Here is a 16,476-nt window from a genome sequence, read left to right as displayed (position 1 = left end):
ACGCCGTCGCCCCTACGCTGCCCGGATGGGCCTACCGCACGCGATCCTGGTTTCTTTGTGCGAGCAATCCGGCTCGGGTTACGAGCTCGCCCACAGGTTCGATCGCTCGATCGGCTATTTCTGGACCGCCACACACCAGCAGATCTACCGCACGCTGCGCACGATGGAAGACGACGGTTGGGTGCAGGCGACGACGGTCGTGCAGCACGGGCGGCCGGACAAAAAGGTCTACACCGTGTCCGACACCGGCCGCGCCGAATTGGCTCGCTGGATCGCCGAGCCGCTAACCGGACGAGGCGGCGCGCTTGGCGACACTCGCACCCGCGATGTCGCCGTCAAGCTACGCGGCGCCGCGTACGGCGACCCGGACGCGCTGCGCGCACAGATAACCGCGCTGCGCGCCGAACATTCCCAGCTGCTGGACATTTACCGCGGATTCGAGAAGAAGCAGTTCCCCGACCCGTCGGCGCTGCGGGGCAGCGCACTGCATCAATATCTGGTGTTGCGCGGCGGCATCCGCGCGCAGCAGAGCGCGATCGATTGGCTCGACGAGGTGACCGCGGCACTATGATTTATCCGAATCTGTTGTCCCCCTTGGATCTCGGCTTCACGACGTTGCGCAACCGGGTGGTCATGGGTTCGATGCACACCGGACTGGAAGACCGTGCCCGTCACATCGACCGGCTCGCCGAGTATTTCGCCGAACGCGCACGCGGCGGCGTCGGCCTGATCATCACCGGCGGCTACGCACCCAACCGCACCGGCTGGCTGTTGCCGTTCGCCTCGGAGCTGGTTTCCTCGGCGCAGGCGCGCCGGCACCGGCGCATCACCACGGCAGTTCATGAAGCCGGCGGCAAGATCCTGCTGCAGATCCTGCACGCCGGACGCTATGCGTACCATCCACTGTCGGTGAGCGCCTCGGCGATCAAGGCGCCGATCAATCCGTTTCGTCCGCGAGCGTTGACCTCGCGTGGCGTGCAGTGCACGATCGACGATTTCGCGCGGTGCGCGGTGCTGGCCCGCGAGGCCGGCTACGACGGTGTCGAAATCATGGGCAGCGAAGGGTATCTGCTCAACCAGTTTCTGGCGCCCCGCACCAACAGGCGCACCGACGCCTGGGGCGGCAATGCCGTAAACCGGCGTCGGTTCCCGGTGGAGATCGTGCGCCGCACCCGAGCTGCCGTCGGATCCGACTTCATCATCTGCTACCGGATGTCGATGGCCGACTACGTCGAGGACGGCCAGAGCTGGGACGAAATCGTCGCGCTGGCAACCGAAGTGGAGGCCGTCGGAGCGACCATGATCAATTCCGGCTTCGGGTGGCACGAGGCGCGGGTGCCGACGATCGTCACCTCGGTCCCGAACAGCGCTTTCGTCGACATCAGCCATGCCGTCGCCGGACAGGTCAGCATTCCGGTGGTGGCGTCCAACCGGATCAACATGCCGCAGGCCGCAGAACAGATCCTGGCCGATACCGACGTGCAGCTGATCTCGATGGCCCGGCCACTGCTCGCCGACCCGGAGTGGGTGCGTAAAGCCGCCTCCGACCGCGCCGACGAGATCAACACCTGCATCGCCTGCAATCAGGCCTGTCTGGATCACGCGTTCGTGCACAAGACGGCGTCGTGTCTGCTCAATCCCCGCGCCGGCCATGAGACACAGCTGGTGTTGTCCCCCACCCGGCGGGCACGTACGGTGGCGGTGGTCGGGGCCGGCCCGGCCGGCCTGGCCGTCGCAGTCAACGCCGCGCAGCGCGGCCATCACGTCACGCTGTTCGAGGCTAACGACTTCATCGGCGGTCAATTCGAGCTGGCACGAAGGATTCCCGGTAAAGAGGAATTCCGCGAAACGATCAGGTATTTCACGACGATGCTGGACAAGCACGGCGTCACCGTGCGACTCGGCACCCGGGTGGCTGTCGATGAGTTGGCCGGATACGACGACGTCGTGCTGGCCACTGGCGTAGCGCCCCGGATCCCGGACATTCCCGGCATTGATCACCCGATGGTGTTGACCTACGCGGAGACGATCGCCGGCGTCAAGCCGGTGGGCAAGAGGGTGGCGGTGATCGGCGCCGGCGGTATCGGGTTCGACGTCACCGAGTTCCTGGTCACCGACCTCTCACCGACGCTGAACCTAAAGGAATGGAAAGCAGAATGGGGCGCGGCCGACCCGCAAGAAGCCCGAGGTGCACTGGTGACTCCGATCCCGGCGCCGCCGACCCGCGAGGTGTATCTGCTGCAGCGCAGCAAGGGCCCGCAGGGCAAGCGGCTGGGCAAGACAACTGGGTGGGTACACCGAGCGTCACTGAAAGCCAAAGGCGTGCAGCAACTTTCCGGGGTGAACTACGAGCGCATCAGCGATGACGGGTCGCACATCAGCTTCGGTACAGACCGGCAACACCTGCGGCTGCTCGCGGTGGACAACGTTGTGGTTTGCGCGGGCCAGGAGCCGGTGCGTGACCTCGAGAACGGGTTGCGCTGCAATGGCATTAAGCCACACATCATCGGCGGCGCGGCGCTGGCGGTCGAGCTGGACGCCAAGCGCGCAATCCGCCAGGGCACCGAGCTGGCGGCGCGGTTATAGGGCGGTCAGCCGCTGAACAGGCCAACCGTGCGAGTGTCGGCGACGGCCGCGTTCGCGATTGTTTGGGTTGCTTCACGCGCCGGGGTGGTCGCCACCAGCTTCAACGGCTTGTTCAGGGCATACAACTGGAAACGGTAGTGATGGACGCCGCTGCCTGCCGGCGGGCACGGGCCGAAATACTCCGCCTTCCCGCTGGAGTTCAGGCTGACGCTGGCGCCGCCGGGTAGCGGGCCTTCGCCGATTTCGGTGGTCGACGGCGGGATGCCGGTGACGACCCAGTGGACATAGAGCCCGGCGGGCGCGTCGGGATCGTCGACCACCAGGGCCAGCGACTCGGTGCCGGGCGGCACGTTCTGCCAGCGAAGCGGCGGAGGTACATTTCGGCCCTTGCAGGAGTATTCGACCGGGACCTGCGCGTTATCCGCAAAGGCGGGACTGCTCACCGCGAACTTCGCGGGGCCGGCCGCAGACGACGAGCTCGTTGTCGGCGAGCTCGTTGCCGACGTGGCGGGCCGCGGATGCTCTTTGCCGCCGCCGCCGCACCCGGCCACCGTCAGGATCAGCAGCGCAAGAGCGGTCAGCGCCCGTCTCATGAGCGCCTGTATACCCGCTCACGGCGCACGGCGTAAAGGGCCTGCTTAGTAACCGGAAAGCAGGGTGCGCACCCGGCCCAGCGTCTCCGGCCCGACACTGCTGGAGATTCGCGACGGGTCGGCGGGCCGGCGGCCCCACAACAGCAGGACCCGCGCAGCGGCATCGGTTTCCAGGGTGGCCGGACCGTCAGGCTCCGCGAGGCTGATCGTGGTGCGCTCCGCGTCGGCATCGATCACGACATCCTCGCTGCCGGAAACCCGCAGCCGCGCCTCGATGCGCTCCCCGGGTTGCAATTGCTTGACACCCTTGGCCAACAGCGGCTTTCCCACTGCGATCACGCTGTGTGTCGTCATCCACGCCTGAGCCAGCTGCCGCTGAGCCGCGGCGTTGTCTCCGGTGATGTCCCAGGTGTGCAGCACGAGTTCTTCGCGCATGTGCTCGGCGAACCAGGGCACTTTCATGGTGCGGCCGGTCCAGCCGACGTCGGTATCGGCCGGCACATCGTCGGCCGCTTCGGCGATCTCGTTCAGCGTCGCCATCCTGTCGTGCAACGCCGCCCACAAATCGGTGTCGTTCATCGCGCGCAGTGGCCCCTCGCGTTCCTCGAAGCCACGGGTGCCAACCGGTTGGCCTTCCAGATGCGCGCTCAGCACCCGCGCGAGTTCCTCGGCATTACCGGCCTGATGGACGACGATGTCGCGCACGGTCCAGGCCTCACACCACGTCCCGGTGTCCGGCCGGCGCTGCTGCACCGCGTCGATAAATGGCCGCCACTCGGGGAATCGGTCGGTGTCGATGTTCGATGGCATTCTGCCGGTATACCCTCCGACCGCACATCTACGCTGCGAGCGGGGCGTAGGTGGTGGTGCGCTGACGCGCGGGCCGGCCGATGGCCTCGGCGATCGCGACCAGCTCCGACACGGTCTTGGCCGATCCGTGTTCGGAGCCGGCCATCCGCGAGATCGTCTCTTCCATCAGCGTGCCACCCAGGTCGTTGGCGCCACCATTGAGCATCACCTGCGTGCCCCGGGTGCCGAGCTTCACCCAACTGGTCTGGATATGAGAAATTCTGCCGTGCAACATGATTCGGGCTAGTGCGTGTACGGCGCGGTTGTCACGATGGCTGGGCCCGGGCCGCGAGGCGCCGGCCAGATACAGCGGCGAACTCTGGTGCACGAACGGCAGCGGGACGAACTCGGTGAATCCTCCAGTGCGGTCCTGGATGTCGCGCAACACCTTAAGGTGACCGACCCAGTGCCGCGGGCTATCGACATGCCCGTACATCATCGTCGACGACGACCGCAGCCCCACCTCGTGCGCGGTGGTCACGATGTCGATCCACATCGACGTGGGCAGCTTGCCCTTGGTGAGCACCCAACGCACTTCGTCGTCCAGGATCTCCGCCGCGGTACCGGGTATGGTGTCCAGTCCCCCCTCGCGCAGGCTGATCAGCCACTCCCTGACCGAAAGCCCGCTCTTGGTAGCGCCGTTGGCGATCTCCATCGGGGAAAAGGCGTGCACATGCATCGAGGGCACCCGTGTCTTGACGGCGCGCACCAGATCGACGTAGCCGGTGACCGGCAGCTCGGGGTCGATGCCGCCCTGCATACAGACCTCGGTGGCGCCGGCGACGTGGGCCTCCCAGGCACGTTCGGCGACCTCGGCGGTGGACAGCGAATAGGCGTCGGCGTCGCCCTTGCGCTGCGCGAAGGCGCAGAACCGGCAGCCGGTGTAACAGATGTTGGTGAAGTTGATGTTGCGGTTCACCACGAAGGTCACGTCATCACCGACCGCCTCGCGGCGCAGCGAATCAGCCAATGCAGCAACAGCATCCAGCGCAGGACCCTCGGCGGTGGCCAGCGCCAGGTATTCTGCGTCGGTGCAGCCCGCGGGATCGCGTTCCGCCGAACTCAGCGCGGCTAACACGTCGGTGTCGATGCGTTCGGGTGCGCGGGCGGCCAGCTGGTGGACATGGTCGCGGATCGAGTCCCAGTCCCCGAACGCGCTGTCCAGATCGCTGCGGGCCTCGGCGGCCCGGCCCTCGGTGTCGATCGCGGCATTCAAATCGACCCGGCCGATCGACGCCACGTCGTCGGGCTCCTGCCAGGGCATGCCCACCGGTTTGACATCGCGGGCCAGCCCGGTGCCCGGATCGGCCAGCGCCGCAACATGTCCGGCCACCCGCGGGTCGATCCAGGCCGCCCCGGCCTGAACGTACTTGGGCTGCGCGGTCAGCCGCTCCACCAAGTCGTAGCCCGCCTCGGCGGTGACAGCGGCCAGATCGTCCAAAGTGGGCCAGGGCCGCTCGGGGTTGACGTGGTCAGGGGTCAGCGGCGAGACGCCGCCCCAATCGTCGACACCGGCGGCGATCAGCGCCAGGCACTCGTCGGCCGACACCAGGTTGGGCGGCGCCTGAATGCGCATGCCAGGGCCGAGCACCAGCCGCGCCACCGCCACGGTGGCCAGAAAATCGTCGATGCCGGCGTCGGGCATCGCGGCCATCGCCGTGTGCTCCTTGGCGCGGAAGTTCTGCACGATCACTTCTTGGACGTGACCGAACTCCTTGTGCGACTTACGAATCGCATGCAACGTCTCGGCACGCTCGTGCAGCGTCTCGCCGATGCCGACCAGTAGACCGGTGGTGAACGGAATGGACAGCCGGCCCGCGTCGGTCAAGGTCCGCAGCCGCACCGCCGGATCCTTGTCGGGGCTGCCGTAGTGAGCGAGTCCCTTGGTTTCGAACAGCCGTCGCGACGTCGTCTCCAGCATCATGCCCATCGAGGGCGCCACCGGCTTGAGCCTCGACAACTCCGACCAGCTCATCACGCCAGGGTTCAAATGCGGCAACAGTCCGGTTTCCTCCAGCACCCGGATCGCCATCGCCCGCACATAGGACAGCGTGGAGTCGTAACCCCGTTCCTCCAGCCACGTCCGAGCCTCCGGCCAGCGCTCCTCGGGCCGGTCACCGAGAGTGAATAGGGCTTCCTTGCAACCGAGTTCGCTACCGCGGCGAGCGATGTCGAGGATTTCGTCGGCTTCCAGATACATGCCGGCACCCTGGGCGCGCAACTTGCCCGGCACCGTGACGAACGTGCAGTAGTGGCAGGTGTCCCGGCACAGATGAGTCACCGGGATGAACACCTTGCGCGAGTAGCTGACCGGCAGTCGCCCGAGCGGTCCGCGCCGTCCCGCCGATTCCAGACCCGCGTCGCGCACCCGCGCAGCGCTGTGACAGAGGTCGGCGAGATCGTCGCCGCGTGCCGTCATAGCGACGGCCGCCTCGTCGACGTTCAGCGCCACCCCGTCGCGGGCCCGTCGCAATACTCTCCGCATCGCCGACGTACTTGGTTGCGGAGGCACCACAGGGCTGGGCAGGACAGTCTGTCGTTCGCCCGGAGTCAACGGCACGTTGGTGTAACTTCCGCCCGGTCGGATTTCATCCGCGCGTCCATCGAGTCCTCGGCCCGTGCCATACGCGCAACAGTAGCGCCAGGTCGTCAGCGTCGGGTCGGGCGCCGCCAGAGCACCCACGCCGGCGGCGTCAAGCCCAGCACGATCAGCAGCAACGGCGTGTAATTCATCTGGAAGATCGCATCGTCACCCGGTCCGGGCAGGCTCATCGCGCCGATCGTCAACAGCCACGTCCACAACGGCAACGCGGCCACCCGCGTCGATTTGGTCCACCGCCCAGCGGCCCAGACCAGCGCGGCGTTGACCAAGCCACTGACCAACGCGCTGATCGGAAACGGGACAGAACCGATGTAGGCAGGCAACAGCAGGGCCCCGGCGAGCGCGGAGAGAATCCCGTCGACGGCGAGCAACGTCAAGACGACGTAACGAATTGCAGGGTCCGTCGTGCCGGTGTCGTCGATTCGTCCGGCGCGCGGTTTGGTGGCGGTCAGGTCGGGATGCTGTCCAGTTGGGCGACCAGGGAACCTAATACCCACTGGAAGCTGTCCAGCCGGTCCTGCCAGTGCTGCTGGTTGTAATCCAGATCCGGGTCCATACCGTTCCTTCCGCGGCTGCCTGGTCGGAAGCTTACCGCGTCGCGGATTCGGTGAGGTCGAGCCCGGCGAGCAGATCGGTCTCCCAGCCTCGCTCGTTGCGATCTCCGGCGACGCCGGAAACGAGAATATAGTGCTCCTCCCCCAGGATCGGCAATACCAAGTTGTTCGACAATGCGCAGGCGCGACCGGTGGGACCGACGACGAGTTGGGTGGCGTGCGCGGCCAGCGCCGCCGCCTTGGCCGGCAGCGCGTCGGCAGCGTCGACGACGGCGTCGATCTCCTCGTCTGAGTAGCCCATCCGGTCAAAGTCGCCGTCGAGTGGCGGCATCACCCACCCAGGCTGTAGATCGTCAGGGCCGAGCGCCGCCCACCCTGCCATGAACGCGCTGCGGGCGATGACAGTCCAGTAAAACTTCGGCACCGTCCACGGCGTGCCTGGGTACTCGTCGGTGCGCGCGGCCGCGACCGCCGCCGTGGTGATGACGTGCGCGTGCACATGGTCGGGATGCCCGTAGCCGCCGTTGGCGTCGTAGGTGACCACGACGTGTGGGCGCAGCGTGCGAATCAGCGACACCAGGGCGCCGACGGCTTCGCGTTCGTCGGCGTCGATGAAGCGTTGCTGGCGTCGTGGCGCGGTGCCCGCCATGCCCGAGTCACGCCAGCGCCCCGGTCCGCCGAGAAAAATCGGTTCGCCGACACCGAGGGCGCGCAGCGCGGCGGTGAGTTCGCCGATGCGGTAACCGCCGAGCTGGTCGGCGTGGTCGACCGCAAGCTGCGCCCAGCGCTCGCCGATGACCTCGCCCTCCTCACCGAGCGTGCAGGTAACGACCTGCACATGAGCCCCGCGGGCGGCATAGTGAGCGATCGTGGCACCGTTGGTGAGGCTCTCGTCGTCCGGGTGGGCGTGCACGAACAGCAGCCGCGGCGTCTCCTGCATGGACTGCATGGACGCACCCTACCGCCGACGCGGGCTTGACTTTCCGCCGCAAAGCCGCCCGCGCCAAGAAACGCTCGTGGCTACTATCGTGGGATGCCACAGCAGACCGAGGTGATCCGCACGCGCCGCCGCGGCAAGGAACTCGAGCACGCACTCTACGACGCGACCCTGTCCGAACTGGCCGACGTCGGGTACGGGCGGCTGACCATGGAGGGGATCGCGGCTCGGGCCCGGACCGGCAAAGCCGCGTTGTATCGACGGTGGTCGACCAAACACGCCTTGGTGCATGCGGCACTGCTTTATGCGCTTCCGCCGTTGCCCGAGCCCCGAGCCGACCGATCGGCCCGGGAGAACCTGCTGACCGTCTTCGGCGCGCACTGCGACGTATTGGCCGGCAAGACAGCGTTTCCCAGCCTGGCCATCATGGGCCAGCTCATTCACGAACCGGAACTGCGTGCCATTTTCGCGGACGCCGTGGTGGCTCCCCGGCTGCGGATCATCGAATCGATTCTGCAGACCGGTGTGGCCAACGGCGAAATCGACGCGACGGCGCTCACGCCACTTACCGGACGAGTGGGACCGGCATTGATCAACCAGCAGCTCCTGCTCACCGGGGCGCCACCGAACCGGCGGCAACTCGTGCACATCGTCGACACTGTGCTCGCCCATTCCGCCCCGGCGGGTGCCGGCTAAGGCTAGTCGATGCGGGTAGCGGCGACCGCCCAAACCGGAAAGTGCACGCGGTGGTTATCCAAAAGCGGGCCAAGCACTTTCAGTCGCTCCTGCAGTGGCTGAAACCGCTTCGCCATGACCGGATCGTTACCCATCGCCTGCTGCATGAACTCCAACGTTTCCGGCCTGAAAATGCCCACGTACGTGGAGGTGCCCACATAGTCGACGCGCCACCCGCCGGCGCCGAGGACCCGCTCGAAGTTGTCGGACGGTAGCCCGTCGAATTGCAGTCCGTTGACGTTGTGGCGGCCGAACTCGAACATGAACAGCCGCGCACTGGGCTTGGTGGCGCGGTGGAGCGCTTGCGCGTACCGGGTCTGCGTTTCCTCGTCGTCCATGAACACGTGGTAGAAGGCGCTGTCGACGACGGTGTCGAATCGGTTCTCGAGGCCATCCAGGACCGTCGCGTCGGCAACCTGGAAATCCACCTTCACCCCGGCCCGCTCGGCATTGCGTTTGGCTTGCTCGATCGCCGAGGGCGACCCGTCGATGCCGGTTGCCGAATAGCCCTGTGAGGCATAGTGAATCGCGTGATAACCCGGCCCGGTGCCCGGGTCGAGCACTTCACCGCGCACGGCCCCATACGCGACCAACTGCTGCACCACCGGCTGCGGGCCACCGATATCCCACGGGATCAGCCCCTCGCCCGAGCGCTCTCTCCCGTAGAGTTGCTCGAACATCGGGTCGACGTCGTCTGCCATATCTAGCTCCTCTGCTATGTCTGACCGCCAACGTAATCGCTTAGCACAAGGAACGCTAGCGACTACTACGGAAACGGGACCGCCAAGACGATCAGTCCGCGGTTTTCACCCACTGCCCGGCGTCACCGACGATTCCGACCGGCACAGCCCCGGTGAGGCTGACGTTCCGCACGCTGGGTCCGGCAGCCACAATCGTGGTGTCCTGCAGGATCGGCAGCACGGTGGACATGTTCCACAGCCGCGGCTCCACCGCGTTGACGACGTCGTTGATGTTCTGGGTGCCGGCCAGCGCGGCATCGATGTTCGCCTGGATGCTGCGATCGCAGATGCCGGTGATGTTCGACGGCGCCTGCACCAGCGCGCCCGGTTCCTGTGCCCGGCTGGGCGGCGTCGACGTCGGTGTCGTCGGCGCAGTGGCCGGATTCGCTCGCGACGTGGGAGCCGGATCCGATGAGGCCGTCGGCGCCGCCGCGGTGGACACCGCCGTCGCCTCCAATGCCGGGCAGCTGTAGCGCGATGCCAGCAGCGTCGCCAAGTTCCCGCCGGCCTGTCGCCAACCGACGATGGCGTCCACCCGGTTGTTGACCAACGCGTCGCGGTACAGCGCCACCGGGTCGAGGGCCAGTACCGTCGCGGCGATGCCGACGTTGCGCAGCTGGTCGGCAGCGGTGTTGGCCACCGCCACCGACGTCGGGTCGTTGCTCGCCACGCCGATGACCAGTGACAGCTGCTTGCCGTCCTTACTGATGCGCCCCCGCGTCATCTCCGGCGGCCCGGTACTGGTCGGCGCGGTCTCCGGCCCAGCCGACGGTGGAGGAGCGACGGTCGCCGACGTGTCGTTTTCGATCTGGTATCCCGACGACTCCAGCAGCGCCAGCGCCGCCGTTTTGGTCAGCGCCGGCGGCGCGGTCGGCACGTAGCCGGGGTCGCTGGGCGCGCGGATCTGCGCCTGATCCAACTGCACGGTGTTGTCGCTGCCGGCGCCCACCGCGGCCAGCAGATCGACGTCGAGAAGGCCCAAAAGCGCCTTGCGCACTTGCCGGTCGGCCAGCTTGGGCTCGTTGGCGCGCAGCGTGAGCTGCATGACTCGCGGTGTCATGATCCGTGCCGTGCGCACATCCGGGATCGCGGACAATTGCGCGAAAGCTGCTGAGCCACCGTGTACTTGGGCCACCTGGGTGTCGCCGTTGCGCATGGAGTCGGCCAACGCCGCCGGCGCCCCGGCCCGGCGGAAGAGGATCAGATCCGGTTTGGCCGGCGAACCCCAGTAGCGGTCGTTGCGGGCGAGCAAGATTTCGTCACGTTGCGGGTCGATGTTCTCCACCCGGAACTGTCCGCCGGTGACCGGCAAAGCACGCGCCAGCCCGGCCGGGAATCCGCCCGGCACATCCTTGACGATGTGTGCCGGCAGGATGTTGCTGAACAACTCCCGCCATGCCGGATACGGCCGGGAGAACGTGACGACCGCCTGCTTACCGCCCTCGATCGACTGCACCCCGGTGATCAGGTCGTAGCCGGCCGGGTCGACCACACCGGGCTGGCCGACCATCTGCCGCCACAGATACCAGAAGTCGTCGGCGGCGATGGGCGCGTTGTCGGTCCACTGGGCCTCCGGCCGGATCTTGTAGGTCACCGTGAACGGGTTGTCGTTGGTCACCTCGGCGGACAGCAGCAGCGTCGGGTCCATCTCCCACCGCGACCCCGTCGGCGTGTTGGGGTCGGGCACCGGCCGGAACGCGCTGGGCAGCACCAGCGCGCCGATCGCGGCGTTGACCGCCGACAGGTCGGACACCAGGTGCGGGTTGAACCCGGCGCCGATGGAGTCGATGCCCATGATGATCTGCGTCTTGCGCTGCGGCGGCGGCACCGTACTCTTCGAGGTCTCGGTGCTCTGCGGCGCCGGCGGTGGACTGACGGTGCACGCCGCCAGTGCCAGCAACGAAACCAGCACGCCGGCGGTCACGCGGGCGCGGCGAGCTCGTTTCGGCACGAGCATTAGGGTATCCGGGCCCGGTGCAATTAGCCCCGCGCCTTTGCCCGGGACCGGCTGCGGGCCCGCTCGGTGGCCTCCAGCTGCACCTTTCGGACCCGCACCACCTCGGGAGTCACTTCGACGCACTCGTCGGACCCGCAAAATTCCATCGCCCGCTCCAGGTCGAGTTCGATGGGCTTGGTGAGCGTCTCGATCACATCGGCGGTCGAGGACCGAATATTGGTCAGCTTCTTCTCGCGGGTGACGTTGATGTCGAGGTCTTCCGGACGCGGGTTGATCCCGACGACCATGCCTTCATAGGTCTCCTGCCCGGGCTCGACTAAGAACTGGCCGCGGTCCGCGAGCTGAATCAGCGCATACGGCGTGATGATGCCGGACCGGTCGGATACCAGCGACCCGGTGTGCCGGGTGCGGATCTCGCCCGCCCACGGCCCATATCCGTCGAACACTGCGTGGCCGATGCCCGTGCCGCGGGTCTCGGTGAGGAAATCGGTGCGCCACCCGATCAGCCCGCGGCTGGGCACCGAGAAATCCATCCGGACCCACCCGGTGGCGTGATTGGCCATCTCGACCATTCGGCCCTTGCGGGCCGCCATCAGCTGGGTGATCGCGCCGACATACTCTTCGGGGCAGTCGATGGTGAGCGCCTCGAACGGCTCGTGCAGCTTGCCGTCGATCGTCTTGGTCACCACCTGCGGCTTACCGACGGTCAGCTCGAATCCCTCGCGGCGCATCTGCTCGACGAGCACCGCAAGCGCCAGCTCGCCGCGGCCCTGAACCTCCCAGGCATCGGGACGGCCGATGTCGACCACCCGGATCGAGACGTTGCCCACCAGTTCGGTGTCCAGCCGCGTCTTGACCATCCGCGCGGTGAGCTTGTGCCCGGACACCTTGCCCGCCAACGGCGAAGTGTTTGTCCCTATCGTCACCGAGATCGCCGGCTCGTCGACGGTAATACGCGGCAGCGCAACGGGATTCGGGAGGTCGGCAAGAGTGTCGCCGATCATGATCTGCGGTATCCCGGCAACCGCGACGATGTCACCGGCTTGCGCTTCCTCGGTCGGTGAACGCTCGACGCCCTCGGTGACCAGCAGTTCGGTGATTTTCGCGGTGCTGGGGCCACTCTCACGCAGCCAGGCCACCTGCTGACCCTTTCGCAACCGCCCGTTGTAGATGCGGACCAGCGCCAGCCGGCCCAAAAATGCCGACGCGTCCAGATTGGTCACGAGCGCCTGCAGCGGCGCGTCCGGGTCCCCGCTGGGCGGCGGAATATGTTGCAGCAGCACATCGAACAGCGCATCCAGGTTGTCCCCCTCGGGCACCTGACCGTCGGGTGGCTGGATGGTGCTGGCCACCCCGGCGCGCCCGGACGCGTACAGGGTCGGCAGGCCGAGCGCTTCCTCGGCGGCCTTGGCCGCGGCGTCGTCGAGATCGGCTGCCACGTCGAGCAATAGGTCGTGACTGGCCTCGACCACCTCGGCGATGCGCGCGTCGGGGCGGTCGGTCTTGTTGACTACGAGGATCACGGGCAGATGGGCGGCCAGTGCCTTGCGCAAGACGAACCTGGTCTGCGGCAACGGGCCTTCGGAGGCGTCGACCAGCAGCAGCACTCCGTCGACCATCGACAGTCCGCGTTCCACCTCGCCGCCGAAGTCGGCGTGCCCCGGCGTGTCGATGACGTTGATGACGGTGACGCTGCCGTCGGGGTGATGGCGGTGCACGGCGGTGTTCTTCGCCAGGATCGTGATGCCCTTTTCGCGCTCCAGATCACCGGTGTCCAGCACACGCTCCGTGAGGCCGCCCCGCTCGTGCAGCGCTCCGGACTGCCGCAGCATCGCATCGACCAGGGTCGTCTTGCCGTGGTCGACGTGAGCCACAATGGCGATGTTGCGAAACTGCACCGGGTGATTGTGCCAGTCAGTCCGTCACCAGCCGCGCTTGCGCGGCGCCGACCCGACCAGCTGCGTCTTCTCAACCGCCTCGCGGCTGGGGTAAGCCTCGCGGCTGCGGTAAACGATGTAGGGCCGGAACAGATATCCGATCGGTGCGCTGAACGCATGCACCAGCCGGGTGAACGGCCACATCGCAAACAAAATGAGCGCGATCGTCGCATGCACCTGGAAATAGATCGGCGCCTGGTGCATCAGGTCGCCACGCGGGTCCAGGATGAATATCGACCGGAACCAGACCGACACGTTCTGCCGGTAGTCGTGGACCTCGCCGTAGTGCGTGGCGCCCATCAACGTGCAGCACATGCCGGCCACCAGCGCGCACACCAGCACCGGGTACATGAGCTTGTCGCTCAGACTGGTGGCCAGGCTCACCGGTCCTCGGGTCCATCGCCGATAGATGAGCAACCCGATGCCGATCAGGGCCGCCAACCCGGCCGGCGCGCCGAGAATCAGCGCCTGCAAGTGGTAGAAGTGGTCGCTCATCCCGAAATCCTCGGTTAGCCACTCGGGGACGCAGAGGCCCATGACATGGCCCGCGATCACCATCAGACTGCCGAAGTGGAAAAGCGGGCTGCCGATCTGAAGTAGCCGCGACTCGTAAATCTGCGACGAGCGGCTGGTCCAGCCGAACTTGTCGTAGCGGTACCGCCACCAGGTGCCGACGCCGGCTATCGACAAGGAGACGTACGGCGCGACGTCCCAGAAGACCTCGGCGAGGCTTGTGTTGGCCATATCAATTCCCGCCGGTTGGCTTGGGTGGCACGGTCAACGTGAACGGTTGCAGCCCAACAGCTTCCGCGGGCGGGCCGGATTCAGCGAGCCGGCGCGCCCGCGCAACCTCCTGATCAGTCACCGGTGGCAGCGTTTCGCACACCGCGGCAACAACGTGCGCGTAGGGCGACCCGGCTTTCGTCAACGCCTGCAATAGCACGTCGATGGGCACCCGATGTTCGATCATCAGCCGACGCCCCATCTCGGGGTCGACCCTGGCGGCGAACTCGAGTACCACCGGCAGGTGGTCCGGGGCCTCGCTGGTCGGCGGCGTTACGCCGGCCTCCCGGTAGGCCGTCGCGAACGCCAGCATCTCGCGCCCGCGGTTGCGGGTGTCGCCGGCCGTCCAGTACGTCAAGTACATGGTCGAGCGACGCTGCATATCAAAGGTTTCCACATATTCGGTGGCCGCTGTCAGCGGGTCGGCGGCCCGCACTGCGGCGAGCGTGCGGGCCAGCAACCCCGCCGCGGTCCCGTCGATATGGGTCAGCAGCGTCTCGACCGTCTCCAGCCGCTCCTCGAGCTGTTCATCCGGGTAGGCCAGCAACAGCGAGGCCGCCTGCCAGACCAACCGGTCGGAAAGCTGCGGCCCGCGCGACCTTGTCAGTAGTTTCATTGCTTCTGCTCTTGGGGGAACATCTCGGACGGGACATCTTGGCCGTTCCACGTCAGCAGGTTCACCTGCGACCGTGGACGCATGGCGTGAAAGGCCTCCACCGACACCGGCACCGGCCCGTCCTCGTACATGCCCGGGCCGCCATCGCCGTCCAGCGAGCACCCCGCCATCTGTTCGAGATCACGGGCCTGGGGCGCGTACGCGGTTGGAATGACGTACCGCTCTTCGTATTTCGCTATCGCGAGCAGGCGGTACATCTCGTAGATCTCTTCTTCGGTCATCCCGACGGAATGCGGTATGTGCGGCTGGGTTTCGCGGCCGAGGTTGATATCACGCATGTAGGAGCGCATCGCCGCCAGCCGGCGCAGCACCTGCTCGACGGTGGCGGTGTCGCCCGCGGTGAACAGTTCGGCCAGGTATTGCATGGGGATGCGCAGCGCCTCCAGCGCGCCGAACAGGTTGCCGAGGTCCTCGCCGTCGTGACCGTCGCGACTGACGGCATTGACCACCGGCGACAGCGGCGGGATGTACCAGACCATCGGCATGGTCCGGTATTCCGGGTGCAGCGGCAACGCCACCTTGTATTTATTGATCAACGCATAGATCGGTGAGCGTTGCGCCGCCTGGATCCACTCATCGGAGATGCCTTCTGCGCGCGCGGCGGCGATCACCGTCGGGTCATTCGGGTCCAGGAAAACGCGGCACTGCGCCTGGTAGAGATCGGTGTCCCGTTCCACCGACGCCGCCTCCAGCACCCGGTCGGCGTCGTAGAGCATCAAGCCCAGATAGCGCAGCCGGCCCACGCAGGTTTCCGAGCAGATCGTCGGCAGGCCGATCTCCATGCGCGGGTAGCACATCGTGCACTTCTCGGCCTTGCCGGTCTTGTGGTTGAAATACACCTTCTTGTAAGGGCATCCCGACACACACATCCGCCAGCCACGGCAGCGGTCCTGGTCGACGAGCACGATGCCGTCCTCGCTGCGCTTGTACATCGCACCCGACGGGCACGAGGCCACGCAGGAGGGGTTGAGGCAGTGCTCGCAGATCCGGGGCAGGTAGAACATGAAGGTCTCTTCGAGCTGAAGCTTGACCTCGTCGCTCACCTTCTTCAGCACCGGGTCGTCGCGCAACGTCTCCGTCGATCCGGCCAGGTTGTCATCCCAGTTGACGCCCCACTCGATCTTCATCGGTTCGCCGCTGATCTGGCTGCGCGGCGCGGCGGTCGGGAACGTGTCGCCCAGCGGTGCCGACGTCAGGTTTTCGTAGTCATAGGTCCACGGCTCGTAGTAGTCACCGATGCTCGGCAGCTTCGGGTTGGCGAAGATCCTCAGCAGCTTGGAGATTCGCCCGCCGTCGCGCAGCCGTAGCCGGCCCTTTTTGTCGCGCATCCATCCGCCGCGCCACCGTTCCTGATCTTCGTACGTGCGTGGATAGCCGACGCCGGGGCGGGTTTCGACGTTGTTGAACCACACATACTCGGTGCCGCTGCGATTCGTCCAGGCCTGCTTGCAGGTGACCGAACAGGTGTGGCAGCCGATGCACTTGTCGAGGTTCATCACCATCGCCAGTTGCGCCATGACCTTCATG

At 66.6% G+C, this 16,476-nt stretch carries 14 protein-coding genes; 3 read left to right on the top strand and 11 right to left on the bottom strand.

All coding sequences use genetic code 11. The features are described 5' to 3' along the window. Nucleotides 1-25: 25 nt before the first annotated feature. Entirely contained in the window at nt 26-571 is a 546-nt protein-coding gene (locus AWC06_RS01485) for a PadR family transcriptional regulator (RefSeq protein WP_085193676.1), read from the top strand. Continuing rightward, a complete protein-coding gene (locus AWC06_RS01480) occupies nt 568-2,586 on the top strand; it encodes an NADPH-dependent 2,4-dienoyl-CoA reductase (protein ID WP_085193674.1) in 2,019 nt (672 codons plus the stop codon). Before AWC06_RS01485 ends, AWC06_RS01480 begins: the two co-directional genes overlap by 4 nt. Nucleotides 2,587-2,591: 5 nt before the next feature. Here AWC06_RS01480 and AWC06_RS01475 read toward each other — a convergent pair whose 3' ends face one another. From AWC06_RS01475 to mshB, 5 genes are all read right to left on the bottom strand, one after another. Further along, the gene (locus AWC06_RS01475; RefSeq protein WP_085193672.1) at nt 2,592-3,179 is read right to left on the bottom strand and encodes a YbhB/YbcL family Raf kinase inhibitor-like protein; all 588 of its coding nucleotides are present in this window, start codon (nt 3,177-3,179) and stop codon (nt 2,592-2,594) included. Nucleotides 3,180-3,224: 45 nt separating this feature from the next. After that, nucleotides 3,225-3,989, bottom strand: coding sequence for a maleylpyruvate isomerase N-terminal domain-containing protein (locus tag AWC06_RS01470; protein ID WP_085193670.1), 765 nt, complete (start codon nt 3,987-3,989; stop codon nt 3,225-3,227). Between the two features lie 28 nt (nt 3,990-4,017). Beyond that, nucleotides 4,018-6,588, bottom strand: a complete 2,571-nt coding sequence (locus AWC06_RS01465; RefSeq protein ID WP_085193959.1) for a bifunctional FO biosynthesis protein CofGH — start codon at nt 6,586-6,588, stop codon at nt 4,018-4,020. An 89-nt stretch (nt 6,589-6,677) separates the two neighbouring features. Continuing rightward, entirely contained in the window at nt 6,678-7,127 is a 450-nt protein-coding gene (locus AWC06_RS01460) for a hypothetical protein (protein WP_372457980.1), read from the bottom strand. 91 nt (nt 7,128-7,218) lie between these two features. Then, the gene (gene mshB, locus AWC06_RS01455) at nt 7,219-8,124 is read right to left on the bottom strand and encodes an N-acetyl-1-D-myo-inositol-2-amino-2-deoxy-alpha-D-glucopyranoside deacetylase (RefSeq protein WP_085193955.1); all 906 of its coding nucleotides are present in this window, start codon (nt 8,122-8,124) and stop codon (nt 7,219-7,221) included. A gap of 93 nt (nt 8,125-8,217) precedes the next feature. On the opposite strand from mshB, the gene AWC06_RS01450 reads away from it, so the two are divergent. After that, complete coding sequence (locus AWC06_RS01450) at nt 8,218-8,817, top strand: TetR/AcrR family transcriptional regulator (protein WP_085193669.1); 600 nt, start codon at nt 8,218-8,220, stop codon at nt 8,815-8,817. A gap of 2 nt (nt 8,818-8,819) precedes the next feature. On the opposite strand, the gene AWC06_RS01445 is transcribed toward AWC06_RS01450, so the two are convergent. The 6 genes from AWC06_RS01445 to narH all read right to left on the bottom strand — a co-directional run bounded on the left by AWC06_RS01445 (nt 8,820) and on the right by narH (nt 16,475). Beyond that, entirely contained in the window at nt 8,820-9,557 is a 738-nt protein-coding gene (locus AWC06_RS01445) for a class I SAM-dependent methyltransferase (protein ID WP_085193667.1), read from the bottom strand. Nucleotides 9,558-9,648: 91 nt separating this feature from the next. Next, nucleotides 9,649-11,553 (bottom strand): ABC transporter family substrate-binding protein, encoded by a 1,905-nt coding sequence (locus tag AWC06_RS01440; protein ID WP_085193664.1) that lies wholly within the window; start codon nt 11,551-11,553, stop codon nt 9,649-9,651. A 23-nt stretch (nt 11,554-11,576) separates the two neighbouring features. Beyond that, nucleotides 11,577-13,451 carry a translational GTPase TypA gene (gene typA / locus AWC06_RS01435; RefSeq protein ID WP_085193662.1) on the bottom strand — a complete coding sequence of 625 codons (1,875 nt, stop codon included), beginning with the start codon at nt 13,449-13,451 and terminating at the stop codon, nt 11,577-11,579. Nucleotides 13,452-13,475: 24 nt separating this feature from the next. Beyond that, nucleotides 13,476-14,234 (bottom strand): respiratory nitrate reductase subunit gamma, encoded by a 759-nt coding sequence (gene narI / locus AWC06_RS01430; protein ID WP_085193660.1) that lies wholly within the window; start codon nt 14,232-14,234, stop codon nt 13,476-13,478. Nucleotide 14,235: 1 nt separating this feature from the next. Beyond that, on the bottom strand, nt 14,236-14,889 hold the full coding sequence (gene narJ / locus AWC06_RS01425) for a nitrate reductase molybdenum cofactor assembly chaperone (protein ID WP_085193658.1): 654 nt from the start codon (nt 14,887-14,889) through the stop codon (nt 14,236-14,238). Beyond that, on the bottom strand, nt 14,886-16,475 hold the full coding sequence (narH, locus tag AWC06_RS01420; RefSeq protein WP_085193656.1) for a nitrate reductase subunit beta: 1,590 nt from the start codon (nt 16,473-16,475) through the stop codon (nt 14,886-14,888). Before narH ends, narJ begins: the two co-directional genes overlap by 4 nt. Nucleotide 16,476: the final 1 nt, after the last annotated feature.

The organism is Mycobacterium fragae, from assembly GCF_002102185.1.
Lineage (GTDB): Bacteria > Actinomycetota > Actinomycetes > Mycobacteriales > Mycobacteriaceae > Mycobacterium > Mycobacterium fragae.
The sequence above is the reverse complement of the archived record's forward strand: the minus strand, read 5'-3'. Positions and strand labels throughout refer to the sequence as shown.

Coding starts and splice junctions, on each gene's coding strand:
- AWC06_RS01475 (WP_085193672.1), bottom strand. CDS start 3,179: ATGAGACGGGCGCTGACCGCTCTTGCGCTGCTGATCCTGACGGTGGCC.
- AWC06_RS01440 (WP_085193664.1), bottom strand. CDS start 11,553: ATGCTCGTGCCGAAACGAGCTCGCCGCGCCCGCGTGACCGCCGGCGTG.
- narI (WP_085193660.1), bottom strand. CDS start 14,234: ATGGCCAACACAAGCCTCGCCGAGGTCTTCTGGGACGTCGCGCCGTAC.
- mshB (WP_085193955.1), bottom strand. CDS start 8,124: ATGCAGGAGACGCCGCGGCTGCTGTTCGTGCACGCCCACCCGGACGAC.
- AWC06_RS01450 (WP_085193669.1), top strand. CDS start 8,218: ATGCCACAGCAGACCGAGGTGATCCGCACGCGCCGCCGCGGCAAGGAA.
- AWC06_RS01470 (WP_085193670.1), bottom strand. CDS start 3,989: ATGCCATCGAACATCGACACCGACCGATTCCCCGAGTGGCGGCCATTT.
- narH (WP_085193656.1), bottom strand. CDS start 16,475: ATGAAGGTCATGGCGCAACTGGCGATGGTGATGAACCTCGACAAGTGC.
- AWC06_RS01480 (WP_085193674.1), top strand. CDS start 568: ATGATTTATCCGAATCTGTTGTCCCCCTTGGATCTCGGCTTCACGACG.
- AWC06_RS01445 (WP_085193667.1), bottom strand. CDS start 9,557: ATGGCAGACGACGTCGACCCGATGTTCGAGCAACTCTACGGGAGAGAG.
- AWC06_RS01485 (WP_085193676.1), top strand. CDS start 26: ATGGGCCTACCGCACGCGATCCTGGTTTCTTTGTGCGAGCAATCCGGC.
- narJ (WP_085193658.1), bottom strand. CDS start 14,889: ATGAAACTACTGACAAGGTCGCGCGGGCCGCAGCTTTCCGACCGGTTG.